Origin of the sequence: Pseudomonas koreensis, from assembly GCF_025447595.1 — a bacterium.
GTDB lineage: Bacteria > Pseudomonadota > Gammaproteobacteria > Pseudomonadales > Pseudomonadaceae > Aquipseudomonas > Aquipseudomonas koreensis_H.
In genome coordinates, this window is the sequence record NZ_JAOEJU010000007.1 from 160,635 (window position 1) to 175,307 (window position 14,673).

Here is a 14,673-nt window from a genome sequence, read left to right on the forward strand (position 1 = left end):
CGGAGTTGACGTCAGTCAATGAGCATTTCGAGCCTGTTTTTAACGCAGTATTTCCTAGCGCAGCAGCTTTCACATGTCCGAAAGAGACAATAAGAAACCACGGCGGTGTCGGCCCGTCGTGAGCCTTGCGTGCAAGACTCACCGCGGAATGTCCGCTGGACGCAGCCTTGCGTAGCTGCACCGGGTATCCGGAAAGGCTACGCAAGCAGCAGTCACAGGTGGCGCGGCACTCATAAAGAGCGCAGCGCCGAATGCGCAGTACCTAACGAAGACGGTAAAAAGCATGAATCTTCACGAGTATCAGGGTAAGCAGCTGTTCGCTGAATACGGCCTGCCAGTTTCCACTGGTTTCGCAGTAGACACCCCGGAAGCAGCAGCAGAAGCTTGCGACAAAATCGGCGGCAACGAGTGGGTTGTCAAAGCCCAGGTTCACGCCGGTGGTCGCGGTAAAGCGGGCGGCGTCAAGCTGGTTCGCAGCAAAGAAGACGCCAAAGCCTTCGCACAGCAGTGGCTGGGCAAGCGTCTGGTGACTTACCAGACTGACGCCAACGGCCAGCCAGTCACCAAGATCCTGGTTGAATCGTGCACTGATATCGCTAAAGAGCTGTACCTGGGCGCTGTCGTTGACCGTTCGAGCCGTCGCATCGTGTTCATGGCTTCCACCGAAGGTGGCGTGGACATCGAGAAAATCGCTCACGACACTCCAGAAAAAATTCTGAAAGCCACCATCGATCCACTGGTTGGCGCTCAGCCATTCCAGGGTCGCGAGCTGGCATTCCAGCTGGGTCTGGAAGGCAAGCAGGTTGCTCAGTTCGCCAAGATCTTCGTAGGTCTGGCCAAGCTGTTCAAGGATCACGACCTGGCTCTGCTGGAAGTGAACCCGCTGGTGATCAAGGCTGACGGCGATCTGCACTGCCTGGACGCCAAGATCAACATCGACGCCAACGCAATGTACCGTCAGCCTAAGCTGAAGACTTTCCACGATCCGTCGCAGGACGATCCGCGCGAAGCGCACGCTGCCAAGTTCGAACTGAACTACGTAGCGCTGGAAGGCAACATCGGCTGCATGGTGAACGGTGCCGGCCTGGCCATGGGTACCATGGACATCGTCAACCTGCACGGCGGCAAGCCAGCCAACTTCCTCGACGTAGGTGGTGGTGCTACCAAAGAACGCGTAACCGAAGCTTTCAAAATCATTCTGTCCGACAGCAATGTCGCTGCAGTACTGGTTAACATCTTCGGCGGCATCGTTCGTTGCGACATGATTGCCGAAGGCATCATCGGTGCAGTGAAAGAAGTCGGCGTGAAAATCCCGGTTGTTGTTCGTCTTGAAGGCAACAACGCTGAACTGGGCGCTAAAGTACTGGCAGAAAGCGGTTTGAACATCATCGCTGCTACCAGCCTGACCGACGCTGCTCAACAAGTCGTTAAAGCTGCGGAGGGCAAGTAATGAGCGTCCTGATCAATAAAGACACCAAAGTAATCTGCCAGGGCTTCACCGGTGCGCAGGGTACTTTCCACTCCGAACAAGCCATTGCCTACGGCACCAAAATGGTCGGCGGCGTGACTCCAGGCAAAGGTGGCACCACTCACCTGAACCTGCCTGTGTTCAACACCGTGAAAGAAGCTGTAGAAGCCACTGGCGCCACCGCCAGCGTCATCTACGTTCCGGCTCCTTTCTGCAAGGACTCGATCCTGGAAGCAGCTTTCGGCGGCATCAAGCTGATCGTCTGCATCACCGAAGGCATTCCTACCCTGGACATGCTGGACGCCAAAGTTAAGTGCGACGAGCTGGGTGTTACCCTGATCGGCCCTAACTGCCCAGGCGTGATCACCCCAGGCGAATGCAAGATCGGCATCATGCCAGGTCACATTCACTTGCCAGGCAAGGTCGGTATCGTTTCCCGTTCCGGCACCCTGACCTACGAAGCTGTCAAGCAGACTACTGACGCCGGTTTCGGTCAGTCGACTTGCGTCGGCATCGGTGGTGACCCGATCCCGGGTTCGAACTTCATCGACATCCTGAAGCTGTTCCAGGAGGACCCGAAGACCGAAGCGATCGTGATGATCGGCGAGATCGGCGGTTCGGCTGAAGAAGAAGCGGCTGCCTACATCAAGGCACACGTGACCAAGCCGGTTGTTTCCTACATCGCTGGTGTGACTGCTCCTCCGGGCAAGCGCATGGGCCATGCTGGCGCAATCATCTCCGGCGGCAAAGGCACTGCAGACGAGAAATTCGCTGCTCTGCAAGACGCAGGCGTGAAAACCGTGCGTTCGCTGGCAGACATCGGCAAGGCCCTGGCCGAGCTGACTGGCTGGGAAGTGAAGAAGTAAGCTTCGGCTGACTTCTCTGCTCCAGCAACAAAGGCCACCTTCGGGTGGCCTTTGTCGTTTCTGGCGTTCGGGTGGACGATGGCAATTTATAAGCACTCACCCAATAACATGCAAAAACGCGACACAGAAACGTCGCGTATCGGATAGTTCGCCCTCTAACAGTGCGTTTGTCAGGCAAATTCGTTAGGCTAGCAGCCATTTTTGCGTCTGCCGCCCACAAGGCATGCAACGCGCTAAACGGGTCAGTCTTATACGGATTGACAGCATTTCCCTAACCCCACAGGGAAATCCCCCTCTAAATTCCGATTCAGTAGTGTGGTATTTCCTTAATGAAAGTTTTGAAAGGTCAGGACATCCTGGCACTTGGCTTTATGACATTCGCCCTCTTCGTCGGGGCCGGCAACATCATCTTCCCGCCTATCGTCGGTTTGCAGTCCGGGCCAAACGTCTGGATGGCGGCGCTGGGCTTCCTGATCACTGCGGTCGGTCTGCCAGTGGTCACCGTGGTCGCACTGGCCAAGGTCGGTGGCGCAATGGACGCCCTGAGCAGCCCGATCGGCAAGATCGCCGGTGGCGTGCTGGCTGCCGCGTGCTATCTCGCGGTCGGCCCGTTGTTCGCCACGCCGCGTACCGCGACCGTTTCCTTTGAAGTGGGTCTGGCGCCGTTGACCGGCGAGAGCCCGTTGGCACTGTTCCTCTACAGCTCGGTGTATTTCCTGCTGGTGTTCTTCATTTCGCTCTACCCTGGGCGTCTGCTGGACACCGTCGGTCGCTTCCTCGCGCCACTGAAGATCATCGCTTTGGCTGTGCTCGGCATCGCCGCATTTGCACTGCCGGCCGGTGACATCGGCGTGGCTACGCCGGAATACGTTGCGGCACCGTTCTCCCAAGGCTTCATCAATGGTTACCTGACCATGGATACCCTGGGCGCACTGGTGTTCGGCATCGTCATCGTCAACGCGATCCGCTCCCGTGGCGTAGAGTCGCCGGCACTGATCACCCGTTACGCGATCATCGCCGGGCTGATTGCCGGTGTCGGTCTGGCGCTGGTGTACGTCAGCCTGTTCCGTCTGGGTTCCGGCAGCCATGAAGTGGCGGCGGGCGCGACCAACGGCGCCGCGGTGCTGCACGCTTACGTGCAACACACCTTCGGTTCGCTGGGCAGTGGCTTCCTCGCTGTGCTGATCTCTCTGGCGTGCCTGGTGACGGCGGTTGGCCTGACCTGCGCCTGTGCCGAATACTTCAGCCGTGTACTGCCGCTGTCCTACAAGACCCTGGTGATCATCCTGGCGGCGTTCTCGCTGCTGGTGTCCAACCTGGGCCTGACCAAGCTGATCGCGTTCTCGATCCCGGTGCTGACCGCGATCTACCCGCCGTGCATCGTGCTGGTGGCCCTGAGCTTCTGCGCTGCGTTCTGGCATGAGCAGAGCCGCATCATGGGCCCGGTGATGCTGGTGTCGTTCGTGTTCGGCACCATCGATGCGTTGAAAGGCGCCGGTCTGGCTGACTGGATGCCATCGCAACTGGCCCACCTGCCGCTGAGCGAGCAAGGTCTGGCGTGGCTGGTGCCGTGCGTGATGACTCTTGTGGTTGCTGTGGTTTGCGACCGCCTGCTGGGCAAGCGCGCCGAAGCCTTGGCTTAAGATTGCCGGGCCGCCACAAGCGGCTCCCGAGCGATTAAACAGAAATGCCCCGTATCAATCGATACGGGGCATTTTTTATGGGCTTCAGGCAGTGTCTTTTCCCGTGATTCAGCGTCGAAGCAAGCGAAGCTTTCAGGTGGGAGCGAGCCTGCTCGCGATGGCGGTGCATCTGTCACATCTATTCAGAATGTGCCGGCGTCATCGCGAGCAAGCTCGCTCCCACAATCCCGCGTTCATACTCCACAGGGAATTGCATGTCGTTCATCCAAGCCAACCTGATCCACCTGCTGGCCGCGCTCTGGTTTGTCATCTGCTGGGGCGGTTACACCCGTTATGCCACCTGGAAGGGCCGTGACACCGCGTGCCTGGCCAGCGTGCTGCACCTGTACCGCGAAGACTGGATGCGCCGCATGCTGCTGCGCGACAACCGCATCGCCGACGCCAGCGTGATCGGCAACCTCGAGCGCAACGCCTCGTTCTTCGCCTCCAGCACGCTGATTATCCTGGCGGGCATCCTGACCGTGCTCGGCGCGTCCGAGCGCGCAGTGTCGCTGTTGGCGGACATCCCGATGGTGCAACAGGCCTCGCAGGGTATGTCGGAGATCAAGTTGCTGTGCCTGGCGCTGGTGTTCGTCTATGCCTTCTTCACCTTCAGCTGGTGCATGCGCCAATACAACTTCGCTGCGATTCTGGTCGGCTCGGCCCCGATGATCGGCGAGCGGCAAGTCTCGGAGCAGGAGCGCAAGGCGTTCGCCTCGCGGGCGGCTCGAGTGATTTCGATGGCGGCCAACCAGTTCAACTTCGGTCTGCGTTCCTATTACTTCGGGATGAGCATGCTGGCGTGGTTCGTCAGCCCGTGGCTGTTCATGTTGATGAGCGCAGGCGTGGTGCTCGTGTTGTATCGCCGGGAGTTTCATTCCGACGTACTCGATGTAATGGTCTATACCCCTACAGAGGCGCCATTGCCCGAAGCGAACAAAGAGGCTGCTTGATGAGTATTCCGTTCTGGTGTGTGTTTATCAGTGCATTGTTGATCTACGTGGCGCGTATGCCGGTCGGCAAGGCCATGAAAGAGCAGGGTGGTTACAACAACCACTTGCCGCGTCAGCAACAGGCACAGCTCACCGGTTACGGGGCCCGGGCGCTGGCGGCACATCAGAACAGCATTGAAGCGTTCATCCTGTTTGCGGTTGGCGTGCTGATGGCGCATACCACCCAGACGGCGGGATGGCTGATCGATACATTGGCGATCATCTTCGTGATCTCGCGGATTCTCTATTTGTGGTTTTACCTGAAGGATATTCCGACGCTACGCAGTCTGGTCTGGCTGGTCGGCTTAGTGTGCTCGTTATTGCTGATGATTAGTCCGACTTTTAGAACTGTCTTGCTCTAAGACGGCATTGGCAAAAAATGACAGGCAAAAGAAAACCCGCACTTGGCGGGTTTTCTTTTTTGCCAGCTAGAAGCAGCTTATTGCTTCTTGGCAGCTTCTTCTTGCGCTGCAGCGTTCGATTCGGCCTGAGCTTTGGCAGCTTCGGCGTTTTCTTTCGCTGCGTCGTTCACTTTATCCTGAGCTTTGCTCATGTCTTGCTGAGCTTGTTCAGCATGTTGGTTGGCATCTTGAGCTTTGTCCTCGGATTTTTTATCGCAGGCAGCGAGACCGAGGGAAGCGGTCAACATCAAGGCAATAGCTAAAGTCTTACGCATGGGGTGTTTCTCCTTATGGAAAATAACTACTGGCCTTAAGAGCGTGGGCCTTGAGGTTAAGTTCCTCATTTCTCACAGATATATAAGTTTGTTTTGCAATGGAACTTTTGCTGTTCTTTCCACTACTGGGAACAGCGACTAACAAGAGTAATTATCAAATGGCCGAAAACCCCGTTTTTGAGCGTGCGACACGGTTTCTCTCGGCCTTGCGCCACTGTCAGGTGCTGGGATTGAAGGTGCACAGCGCAAGTAGTGAAGGCCTGACGGTGGTGCTGCCGTACAGTGCGCAAATTGTCGGTAATCCGCTGACCGGTGTGGTCCACGGTGGGGCGATCACGTCGCTGATGGACACCGCGTGCGGCATGTCGACCCTGTGCGTCCTGCCGGAATTCGAAGTCTGCCCGACCCTCGATCTGCGCATCGACTACATGCACGCCGCCGAGCCGCATAAAGACGTCTATGGCTTCGCCCAATGTTATCGAGTCACCACCGATGTGATCTTCGCTCGCGGCTTCGCCTATCAGGATGATCCCGAGCAACCGATTGCCCATGTCGTCGGCACCTTCATGCGCATGGGCAAGGGACTTAAAGGCACCAAAGGCTTTGGTGGCGCGATCAAGGGAGAAAACCCATGAGCGATGATTTCAAGCAGCAACTGCAAGAGGCGCACGAGAAGGGTGACTACGCGCCGCTGCTGAAACTGATCCCCTACGCCGGACTCATCGGCGTCGAGTGTTCGCGGGTCGGTGATGACTTGCTGTTCAGGCTGCCGGCAAACAAGGACAACATTGGTAACCCTTTATTGCCGGCGATCCACGGCGGGGTGATTGCCGGGTTCATGGAGCTGTCCGCCGCCCTGCATCTGCTGATTTTCACTGGTGCGCCCGGCGTGCCGAAGATTATCGATTTCTCTCTCGATTACCTGCGGGCCGGGCAGTTTCGCGACACCTGGGCCCGGTGTCAGGTCTGTCGTCAGGGCCGGCGGGTGGCCAACGTCGCAGTCACGGCCTGGCAAAGCACCGAAAGCGAACCGATTGCCACCGCCCGCGCGCACTTCAAAATCGATGAGCCCTTGAAATCCTGAAGCACGCCCCCAACTCACAGAACAACCCGCCGCCGACCAGCAAGGTCGCGGCCAATGCCATCTGATTGGAGTTTGATGACCATGAGTGTGGAAACTCAAAAGGAAACCCTGGGCTTCCAGACCGAGGTGAAGCAACTGCTGCACCTCATGATCCATTCGCTGTATTCCAACAAGGAAATCTTCCTTCGCGAATTGATCTCGAACGCCTCTGACGCCGTCGACAAATTGCGCTTCGAAGCCCTGGCCAAGCCTGAGTTGCTCGAAGGTGGCGCTGAACTGAAAATCCGTGTGAGCTTCGACAAGGACGCCAAGACCGTCACCCTCGAAGACAACGGCATCGGCATGAACCGTGACGATGTAATCGCCCACCTGGGGACCATCGCCAAATCCGGCACCGCCGATTTCATGAAAAACCTGTCCGGCGATCAGAAGAAGGATTCGCACCTGATCGGTCAGTTCGGTGTGGGCTTCTACTCGGCCTTCATCGTCGCTGACAAAGTTGACGTGTATAGCCGTCGCGCCGGCACCGCTGCCAGCGAAGGCGTGCACTGGTCGTCGAAAGGCGAGGGCGAATTCGAAGTCGCCACCATCGACAAGCCAGAGCGCGGCACCCGCATCGTCCTGCACCTGAAATCCGGTGAAGACGAGTTCGCTGATGGCTGGCGCCTGCGTAACATCATCAAGAAGTACTCCGACCACATCGCGCTGCCGATCGAGCTGCCGAAAGAAGTGGCCGCTGCCGAAGGCGAAGAGCAGCCTGCGCAAGAATGGGAAACCGTCAACCGCGCCAGCGCCCTGTGGACCCGTCCTCGCACCGAAGTGAAGGACGAGGAATACCAGGAGTTCTACAAACACATCGCCCACGACTTCGAAAATCCGCTGTCGTGGAGCCACAACAAGGTCGAAGGCAAGCTTGAGTACAGTTCGCTGCTGTACGTGCCGGCCCGCGCACCGTTCGATCTGTACCAGCGTGAAGCGCCGAAAGGCCTGAAGCTGTACGTGCAGCGCGTGTTCGTGATGGATCAGGCCGAATCGTTCCTGCCGCTGTACCTGCGCTTCATCAAGGGCGTGGTCGACTCCAACGACCTGTCGCTGAACGTGTCGCGGGAAATCCTGCAGAAAGACCCGATCATCGACTCGATGAAGTCGGCGCTGACCAAGCGTGTTCTGGACATGCTGGAAAAACTGGCGAAGAACGAGCCTGAGCAATACAAGGGCTTCTGGAAAAACTTCGGTCAGGTCATGAAAGAAGGCCCGGCCGAAGATTTCGCCAACAAGGAAAAAATTGCCGGTCTGCTGCGTTTCGCATCGACCAACGGTACCGACGGCGAACAGATCGTCGGTCTGGCCGAGTACCTGGCGCGCGCCAAGGAAGGTCAGGACAAGATCTACTACCTCACCGGCGAAACCTACGCGCAGGTCAAGAACAGCCCGCACCTGGAAGTCTTCCGCAAGAAAGGCATCGAAGTGCTGCTGTTGACCGACCGCATCGACGAGTGGCTGATGAGCTACCTCAGCGAGTTCGACGGCAAGAGCTTTGTCGACGTCGCGCGCGGTGACCTGGATCTGGGCAACCTGGACTCGGAAGAGGACAAGAAGGCTGCAGAAGAAGTCGCCAAGTCGAAAGAAGGTCTGGTCGAGCGTCTGAAAACCGCACTGGGCGATTCCGTTGCCGAAGTCCGGGTTTCCCATCGCCTGACCGATTCGCCGGCCATTCTGGCTATCGGCGAGCAGGACCTGGGTCTGCAAATGCGTCAGATCCTCGAAGCCAGCGGGCAGAAGGTGCCGGATTCGAAGCCGATCTTTGAATTCAACCCGAGCCACCCGCTGATCGCGAAGCTCGACAACGAAACCAGCGAAGAGCGTTTTGGCGACCTGTCGCACATCCTCTTCGACCAGGCCGCGCTGGCGGCTGGCGACAGCTTGAAAGACCCGGCCGCTTACGTGAGCCGCCTGAACAAGCTGCTGGTCGAGCTGTCCGCTTGATCAAACTGTAGAAAAACCCGCTTCGGCGGGTTTTTTCATTCTGGTGTTCAACCAATCAGGAGTCAGAAATGAGCCAAGTCACTGTACGTTCCGTGGTCTATCAGATTGACGGCCAGCCTTATGAAGGTCGCCTGGCGTTCGACGCCGAGCACAAAGGCGCGCGTCCGGGCCTGCTGATGGCGCCGAACTGGATGGGTGTCAGCGCTGGCGCTGAAGAGATCGCCAAATCGGTGGCGGCCAAGGGTTATGTGGTGCTGATCGCTGACGTGTACGGCCAGGCCGTGCGTCCGCAGAATGCCGATCAGGCTGGTGCGGCAATGATGCCGCTGAAGAATGACCGCGCGCAGCTGCGCAAGCGTATGCAGGCCGCGTTCGAACAATTGCAGAAGCAGGGCGAGGCGGCGGTCGATACCTCGAAACTGGCGGTGTTCGGTTTCTGCTTCGGCGGTTGCTGTGCGCTGGATCTGGCGCGCACCGGCGCTGCGGTGAAAGCGGCGGTGTCGTTCCACGGCACGCTGGATTCGCCGAACCCGGCCGATGCGAAGAACATCAAAGGCTCGGTGCTGGTACTGCACGGTGCTTCCGACCCGCTGGTGCCGAAAGAGCAGTTGCCGGCATTCGAGGACGAGATGAACGCGGCAGGCGTGGACTGGCAGTTGCTGAGCTACGGCGGCGCGGTGCACTCGTTCACCGATCCGCACGCCAATGTACCGGGCAAGATGATGTACGACGCAAAGACCGCAGCGCGGGCGTTCAAGTCGATGCATGACTTGCTGGAAGAAGTGTTCAAGGGCTGAATCGGCTGAACACACTCCCACGCCTGGCGTGGGAGTGTTGCTTTACAGCGGTGTCGGTTCGCTGCGCGATTTAGGCAGCTCGATCCGCTCGACTTCCCCCGGCACCGTCGGCCAATCCCCGGCCGCCCACTTGCGCCGCGCCTCATCGATCGCTGCCGGATCGCTTGCGACAAAATTCCAGTTGATCCGCCGTGGCCCATCCAGTGGCGCACCACCGAACAACACCGCGTGGCTGTCGCTCTCGGCAAACAGGCTCATCTCTTCCCCGGCCGGCAACACTACCAGCGCATGGGGTTCGACCGCTTCGCCATTCAATTGCACATCACCGCTCAAGACATACAGCGCCCGTTCTTCATGCTCGGTCGGGATCAGCAGCGTGGTCGCGGTTTGCAACTTCAGTTCGGCATACAACGTAGGAGAAAGCACCGGAACCGGTGATTCCAGGCAAAAGCCTGACCCGGCGATCATGCGGATCTGTACGCCAAGGTTATCGCTGACCGGCAAGGTCGCGGCCGGGTGGTGGCTGTAATGCCCCGGGCCTTGTTCGTGATCCTTGGGCGAGGCGAGCCAGATTTGCAGGCCGTGCATCTTGAAGCTTTGTTCCCATAGCGGTTCAGGCGTGCGTTCGACATGAGCGATCGCCGTGCCGGCCGTCATCCAGCTGACATCGCCGGCGCTGACCACTTGATCCGAGCCCAGGCTGTCCTTGTGCTGGATCTGCCCGTCGAACAAATACGTGAGGGTCGACAGACCGATGTGCGGGTGCTGTCGGATATTCATGCCTTTGCCCGCCGGATAAACCGTTTCGAGCATGTGGTCGAAAAACACGAAAGGCCCGACGCTGCGGCATTTGGCTGACGGCAGCGGGCGCAGAATCGGCTGGCCTTCGACGTCTTCGGCGCGCGGGCGGATGATCAGGGGTTGGGTATCCATGTTCCATTCCAGGCTGAGCGGGTGATGCGTGGAGCATAACCCGCCGGTGTCGTCGGGGTGATTACTGGCTGTCGAAGCCGACTGGCGCGTGGGTTTCGATGGTGACTTCGCTGGTGGTCATCAGCTTGTGGATCGGGCAGCGGTCGGCAACACGCAGCAGTTCTTCGCGCTGGGCATCGGTGAGCACGCCTTTGAGGGTGAGGGTCACGTGCAGCGCGTATTTTCCTTTCTGTTCCTGGCTGTTGTCGCGTTTGACCTCAACGCCGACGCCGGTCAGCGGGATGTCCTTTTTCTTCGCGTACAGCTTCAGGGTCAGGGCCTTGCAGGCACCGAGGGCGGCGTCGAAGTAATCGTGCGGCTCCGGAGCCGAGCCTTCGCCGCCGGCAGTCGTCGGGACGTCTGTAAACAGCTCATGCTCATCGATCTGAACAGTGTGGCGAAAACCTTCGGCGGACACGGTATTGACGGTAACGGTCATGTGAACCTCGCAAGCTGTAGGAGTAGGGATTCGATCAAAAAAGACCTTGCAGGTATAGAGCATTCCCACACAGGCGCGTTCCACTTTCTTGCCGGGTGAACCCTCGTTGCCCGGCGAGGGTCTAGGCTATGCCTGTCTGCCGGAGAATGCTTGTGTCCGTGTTTCGTTTGAGTCTTGCCTGCCTGATGGTTTTTACCGGCGTCGCCAGTGCCCGGGATTACACCTACAGTGACGCGCACCTGCATTACGTGGATTTTTTCCAGGAAACCGCCGGCATGCCGAAATTGCTGACGGCCATGAAGGAAAACTCCATCGAGCACGTGATGATTTCCGGCATTCCCGTGGCGAAGAAATGGCACGAAGACGAGCCGAAGCGTCCGCGTTACTACGCCGGCGATGACGCCGATGCCTATTGGTACAGCGCGACTGACGTGATCGTCGCCGACGCGGTGCAGAAGCTGACACCTGAGCAACGCCAGTACTTTCACCCGTTTCTTTCAGGCTTCAACCCCAACGACAAGAACTCCGCCGCGCACATCCAGCGCATGCTCGATCTGTATCCCGGCTTGTGGCAGGGCATCGGCGAGGTATTCACCCGTCACGACGACCTCACGGCACTCACCTCGGGTGACACGCCACGCGCCAACAACGAGGCCATGACCCGCATCTATCACCTGGCCGCCGAAAACGATCTGCCGGTGATGCTGCATTCCAACATCACCTCCAAGCGTGAGAAGAATCCGCTGTACCTGAAGGAAATCGAAGAGCCGCTGCGTAATCATCCGCACACCCGGTTTATCTGGGCGCATGCCGGCACCAGCGCCGAAATCCATCGTCATCAGACGCAGCTGGATTTTCTGCTGCCGACCCTGACGCGAATGCTGGAGGCGTACCCGAACCTGTTCATTGATCTGTCGTGGAGCCTGCTGACGCCTTATCTGCTGGACGAAAAGGGTCAGCCGCGAGCGGAGTGGGTGCAACTGGTGGAGCGCTATCCGGATCGTTTCATGATCGGTTCGGACGTGGTCGGGCGATTCAACAAGCTCGGCAAGGAAATCCACGGCTTCAAGCCGTTTCTCGATGCATTGCCTGAGGCGGTCGCGAAAAAAGTCGCACGGGACAACTTCCTGGCGATCTTGCCGCGAACAGCGCTCAAGTCCGGCAAACCCGCGCTGAATCGTTAATGCGCCAGGTTCGAAGTATCGAGGCCTTTTGATATCACGTTTTGGTCTTACGCAATTTTCCAAAGGGCCGATACCTTCTAGAGCAACCAGCTGCAGGGTTGATGCAGCGCTTTTGGAAGGAACCAGAGCAATGAGTATCCGTAGTCTCAATATTGCGCCCCGGGCCGGGCTGGGTTTTGGCGTGCTGGCGCTGATGGTGTTTGCCCTTGGGGCGTTTGCCCTGCTGCAGATGTCGAACATGCGCGCGCAGTCCGACGAGGTCGACAATAACTGGCTGCCCAGCGTGATGGCGGTGGGCGAGATGAGCCAGGACATGTTGCGCCTGCGCGCGCTGACCATGCGTCTGTTGCTCAATCGCGACCCGCAGGCGCTGGATCAGAATGTCGCCAAGCTCAATGATCTGCGCGGTGTGCTGAGCGAAGCCCAGCAACGTTACGACATCCTGATCGTATTGCCCGAAGAGCGCGCGCTGTTCGACCGCTTCAAGGTTGCCGAACACAAGTACCTGGAGCTTCAGGCGCAGGTGATGACGTTATCCGTTCAGGGACGAGTGGAGGAGGCGGCGGCCATTCTCAACGGGCAGATGAGCCCGCTGGCGGATGAAATTGCAGTGAGCCTGCGTGAGCTGGTCGAGCTGAACAAGCACAACGCCAACCTCGCAACCGAGGCGGCACGGCTGGTGTTCACTAATTCGCGGGTGTGGGTCGGGGTGATGATCGGCATTACCGCGCTGATTACCATTGCGCTGGCGTTGTTGCTGACCCGCAGCATCGTGCTGCCGCTGTCGCAATCGCTCAATGTCGCGGAAGTGGTGGCCGGCGGCGATCTGACCGGGGATATCAGCATTTCCGGCAGGGATGAACCGGCGCGGCTGCTGCACGCGCTCAAGAGCATGCAGCACAACCTGCGCGATACCATCCGCCGGATCTCGGAGTCCTCCAGTCAACTGGCCTCGGCGTCAGAGGAGTTGAGTTGCGTCACCGAGGATGCGACGCGGGGGCTGCACCAGCAGAGTCTGGAAATTGAACAGGCCGCCACGGCGGTCAATCAGATGACCGCCGCCGTGGAGGAGGTGGCGAGCAATGCCGTTGCGACTTCCGAGGCTTCCCGTGAGTCTGATCGCATTGCCCAGCATGGTCGCGAGCAGGTCCAGCAGACCGTGTCGTCCATCGAGTTGCTGGCGGACGATGTCACGGCGAATGCCACGCAGGTAGAGGAGCTGGCGCAGAAGGTCTACAGCATCAGCAAGGTGCTGGATGTGATCCGCTCGATTGCCGAGCAGACCAACCTGCTGGCATTGAATGCGGCGATCGAGGCCGCGCGTGCGGGGGATGCCGGGCGGGGTTTTGCGGTGGTTGCGGATGAGGTGCGGGCGCTGGCCCATCGCACTCAGCAGTCGACGCAGGAAATCGAACAGATGATCGGCGGCATCCAGCAGGGCACCGATTCGGCGGTCAGCTCGATGCAGCAGAGCAACGTTCGGGCGCGCTCGACGCTGGAGCTGGCGAAGGCCGCCGGCGTGGCGTTGGAGGAAATAGCTTCGGCGTTCACCCTGATCAACGAGCGCAACCTGGTGATCGCCAGTGCGTCGGAAGAGCAGGCGGCCGTGGCGCGGGAGGTCGATCGCAACCTGATGAACATTCGTGATCTGGCCATGCAGACCTCGGCGGGGGCCAATCAGACCAGCGCTGCGAGTCAGGAGCTGTCGCGGCTGGCGGTGGACCTGAACAGCATGGTCGCCAAGTTCTCGGTCTGATCGGCGTTCGACAGGCGAAAAAAAGCCCCGCATTTGCGGGGCTTTTCGTTGAATCAGCTGCCTTTGACCGTCTTGCCGTTGACCGTGCCGTCGAGGAGCATGATGTTGTACTCCTTGCCGTCGGTTTCGACCTGTTGCAGACGAACCAGCAGGTAATCCCAGTCCTTGGCGAACCACAGGACGGTGATGCGTTTGCTTTGTGTCGGATCGCGGACGCGCTCGACCTTGATCGCATCGATCTGGCCAGCCTTGGTTTCGACTTTCTCCGAACCCAGCACGCGGAAGTCGTAAGTATCGACTTCGCCATCATCGACCACCTGATAGCTCATGCTTTTCTTGCCGGCGGCCACATCATGCTGCAGCGCCAGTTGATAGGTGGATTTGTCGACCATGCCGCGGTTGAGCGGGATTTTCACCGCGTCGCCGCGATCGGTGCCGGTCACCAGCTTGTTGGCCCAGTCGAAGTCCAGGTCAGCCTTTTTCGCCTTGCCCAGACCACCGCGTTCGAAGTGGTAGGACTGTGGCAGCAGGGTGTCCTTGTCCAGGGTCAGGGTGCTTTCCTCGGACAGGCTGGCAATCATCATCGAGGCCTTGAAGCTGAGCTTCCAGACGCCGTTGGCTTGTTTGGTCAGACTACGCTCGGCGGTGCCGCTCATGGGCAATTGCTTCCAGTCGGCGGTGTAGCTGGCGGAGAACGGTTGAAGGTCTGCTGCCTGGGCGAAAGGCAGGGCGAGCAGAGCGCAAGCGAAGAGCAGGGCGCGACGCATAAAA

Annotated in this window: 15 protein-coding genes; 11 read left to right on the top strand and 4 right to left on the bottom strand. The window is 59.0% G+C overall.

Annotated features, from left to right (window positions below; genetic code table 11):
* Nucleotides 1–283: 283 nt before the first annotated feature.
* The 5 genes from sucC to N8H71_RS11990 all read left to right on the top strand — a co-directional run bounded on the left by sucC (nucleotide 284) and on the right by N8H71_RS11990 (nucleotide 5,370).
* Nucleotides 284–1,450, top strand: coding sequence for an ADP-forming succinate--CoA ligase subunit beta (gene sucC / locus N8H71_RS11970; RefSeq protein ID WP_007959029.1), 1,167 nt, complete (start codon nucleotides 284–286; stop codon nucleotides 1,448–1,450).
* Nucleotides 1,450–2,334 (top strand): succinate--CoA ligase subunit alpha, encoded by an 885-nt coding sequence (sucD, locus tag N8H71_RS11975; protein ID WP_007959025.1) that lies wholly within the window; start codon nucleotides 1,450–1,452, stop codon nucleotides 2,332–2,334. The genes sucC and sucD overlap by 1 nt, the downstream gene beginning before the upstream one ends.
* Nucleotides 2,335–2,663: 329 nt before the next feature.
* Nucleotides 2,664–3,977: a branched-chain amino acid transport system II carrier protein gene (gene brnQ, locus N8H71_RS11980; RefSeq protein ID WP_007959023.1), complete on the top strand. Its 1,314-nt coding sequence runs from the start codon at nucleotides 2,664–2,666 to the stop codon at nucleotides 3,975–3,977.
* Nucleotides 3,978–4,231: 254 nt separating this feature from the next.
* Complete coding sequence (locus N8H71_RS11985) at nucleotides 4,232–4,969, top strand: DUF599 domain-containing protein (protein WP_011333121.1); 738 nt, start codon at nucleotides 4,232–4,234, stop codon at nucleotides 4,967–4,969.
* Entirely contained in the window at nucleotides 4,969–5,370 is a 402-nt protein-coding gene (locus tag N8H71_RS11990; protein ID WP_262194132.1) for an MAPEG family protein, read from the top strand. The genes N8H71_RS11985 and N8H71_RS11990 overlap by 1 nt, the downstream gene beginning before the upstream one ends.
* Nucleotides 5,371–5,447: 77 nt before the next feature.
* On the opposite strand, the gene N8H71_RS11995 is transcribed toward N8H71_RS11990, so the two are convergent.
* Nucleotides 5,448–5,684, bottom strand: coding sequence for a hypothetical protein (locus N8H71_RS11995; RefSeq protein WP_262194133.1), 237 nt, complete (start codon nucleotides 5,682–5,684; stop codon nucleotides 5,448–5,450).
* A 158-nt stretch (nucleotides 5,685–5,842) separates the two neighbouring features.
* Here N8H71_RS11995 and N8H71_RS12000 point away from each other — a divergent pair, with 158 nt between their 5' ends.
* The 4 genes from N8H71_RS12000 (at nucleotide 5,843) to N8H71_RS12015 (ending at nucleotide 9,551) form a co-directional block, all read left to right on the top strand.
* Nucleotides 5,843–6,319, top strand: coding sequence for a PaaI family thioesterase (locus N8H71_RS12000; protein WP_134825919.1), 477 nt, complete (start codon nucleotides 5,843–5,845; stop codon nucleotides 6,317–6,319).
* On the top strand, nucleotides 6,316–6,768 hold the full coding sequence (locus tag N8H71_RS12005) for a PaaI family thioesterase (RefSeq protein ID WP_064594494.1): 453 nt from the start codon (nucleotides 6,316–6,318) through the stop codon (nucleotides 6,766–6,768). The genes N8H71_RS12000 and N8H71_RS12005 overlap by 4 nt, the downstream gene beginning before the upstream one ends.
* A gap of 81 nt (nucleotides 6,769–6,849) precedes the next feature.
* Nucleotides 6,850–8,754, top strand: coding sequence for a molecular chaperone HtpG (gene htpG / locus N8H71_RS12010; RefSeq protein ID WP_262194135.1), 1,905 nt, complete (start codon nucleotides 6,850–6,852; stop codon nucleotides 8,752–8,754).
* Between the two features lie 68 nt (nucleotides 8,755–8,822).
* Complete coding sequence (locus N8H71_RS12015; protein WP_179692221.1) at nucleotides 8,823–9,551, top strand: dienelactone hydrolase family protein; 729 nt, start codon at nucleotides 8,823–8,825, stop codon at nucleotides 9,549–9,551.
* A 42-nt stretch (nucleotides 9,552–9,593) separates the two neighbouring features.
* Here N8H71_RS12015 and N8H71_RS12020 read toward each other — a convergent pair whose 3' ends face one another.
* Together N8H71_RS12020 and N8H71_RS12025 are read right to left on the bottom strand one after the other, a co-directional pair.
* On the bottom strand, nucleotides 9,594–10,484 hold the full coding sequence (locus tag N8H71_RS12020; protein ID WP_262194137.1) for a pirin family protein: 891 nt from the start codon (nucleotides 10,482–10,484) through the stop codon (nucleotides 9,594–9,596).
* A 61-nt stretch (nucleotides 10,485–10,545) separates the two neighbouring features.
* Complete coding sequence (locus N8H71_RS12025; protein WP_039769799.1) at nucleotides 10,546–10,962, bottom strand: OsmC family protein; 417 nt, start codon at nucleotides 10,960–10,962, stop codon at nucleotides 10,546–10,548.
* A gap of 128 nt (nucleotides 10,963–11,090) precedes the next feature.
* On the opposite strand from N8H71_RS12025, the gene N8H71_RS12030 reads away from it, so the two are divergent.
* Complete coding sequence (locus N8H71_RS12030; protein ID WP_279309584.1) at nucleotides 11,091–12,146, top strand: amidohydrolase family protein; 1,056 nt, start codon at nucleotides 11,091–11,093, stop codon at nucleotides 12,144–12,146.
* 130 nt (nucleotides 12,147–12,276) lie between these two features.
* Complete coding sequence (locus N8H71_RS12035) at nucleotides 12,277–13,902, top strand: methyl-accepting chemotaxis protein (protein WP_262194139.1); 1,626 nt, start codon at nucleotides 12,277–12,279, stop codon at nucleotides 13,900–13,902.
* A 53-nt stretch (nucleotides 13,903–13,955) separates the two neighbouring features.
* On the opposite strand, the gene N8H71_RS12040 is transcribed toward N8H71_RS12035, so the two are convergent.
* On the bottom strand, nucleotides 13,956–14,669 hold the full coding sequence (locus tag N8H71_RS12040) for a DUF3108 domain-containing protein (protein ID WP_007950391.1): 714 nt from the start codon (nucleotides 14,667–14,669) through the stop codon (nucleotides 13,956–13,958).
* Between the last annotated feature and the right edge of the window lie 4 nt (nucleotides 14,670–14,673).

What these genes read in the sequence shown, in the direction of transcription:
- sucC (WP_007959029.1), top strand. Translation starts at nt 284, where the DNA reads ATGAATCTTCACGAGTATCAGGGTAAGCAGCTGTTCGCTGAATACGGC.
- sucD (WP_007959025.1), top strand. Translation starts at nt 1,450, where the DNA reads ATGAGCGTCCTGATCAATAAAGACACCAAAGTAATCTGCCAGGGCTTC.
- brnQ (WP_007959023.1), top strand. Translation starts at nt 2,664, where the DNA reads ATGAAAGTTTTGAAAGGTCAGGACATCCTGGCACTTGGCTTTATGACA.
- N8H71_RS11985 (WP_011333121.1), top strand. Translation starts at nt 4,232, where the DNA reads ATGTCGTTCATCCAAGCCAACCTGATCCACCTGCTGGCCGCGCTCTGG.
- N8H71_RS11990 (WP_262194132.1), top strand. Translation starts at nt 4,969, where the DNA reads ATGAGTATTCCGTTCTGGTGTGTGTTTATCAGTGCATTGTTGATCTAC.
- N8H71_RS11995 (WP_262194133.1), bottom strand. Translation starts at nt 5,684, where the DNA reads ATGCGTAAGACTTTAGCTATTGCCTTGATGTTGACCGCTTCCCTCGGT.
- N8H71_RS12000 (WP_134825919.1), top strand. Translation starts at nt 5,843, where the DNA reads ATGGCCGAAAACCCCGTTTTTGAGCGTGCGACACGGTTTCTCTCGGCC.
- N8H71_RS12005 (WP_064594494.1), top strand. Translation starts at nt 6,316, where the DNA reads ATGAGCGATGATTTCAAGCAGCAACTGCAAGAGGCGCACGAGAAGGGT.
- htpG (WP_262194135.1), top strand. Translation starts at nt 6,850, where the DNA reads ATGAGTGTGGAAACTCAAAAGGAAACCCTGGGCTTCCAGACCGAGGTG.
- N8H71_RS12015 (WP_179692221.1), top strand. Translation starts at nt 8,823, where the DNA reads ATGAGCCAAGTCACTGTACGTTCCGTGGTCTATCAGATTGACGGCCAG.
- N8H71_RS12020 (WP_262194137.1), bottom strand. Translation starts at nt 10,484, where the DNA reads ATGGATACCCAACCCCTGATCATCCGCCCGCGCGCCGAAGACGTCGAA.
- N8H71_RS12025 (WP_039769799.1), bottom strand. Translation starts at nt 10,962, where the DNA reads ATGACCGTTACCGTCAATACCGTGTCCGCCGAAGGTTTTCGCCACACT.
- N8H71_RS12030 (WP_279309584.1), top strand. Translation starts at nt 11,091, where the DNA reads ATGCCTGTCTGCCGGAGAATGCTTGTGTCCGTGTTTCGTTTGAGTCTT.
- N8H71_RS12035 (WP_262194139.1), top strand. Translation starts at nt 12,277, where the DNA reads ATGAGTATCCGTAGTCTCAATATTGCGCCCCGGGCCGGGCTGGGTTTT.
- N8H71_RS12040 (WP_007950391.1), bottom strand. Translation starts at nt 14,669, where the DNA reads ATGCGTCGCGCCCTGCTCTTCGCTTGCGCTCTGCTCGCCCTGCCTTTC.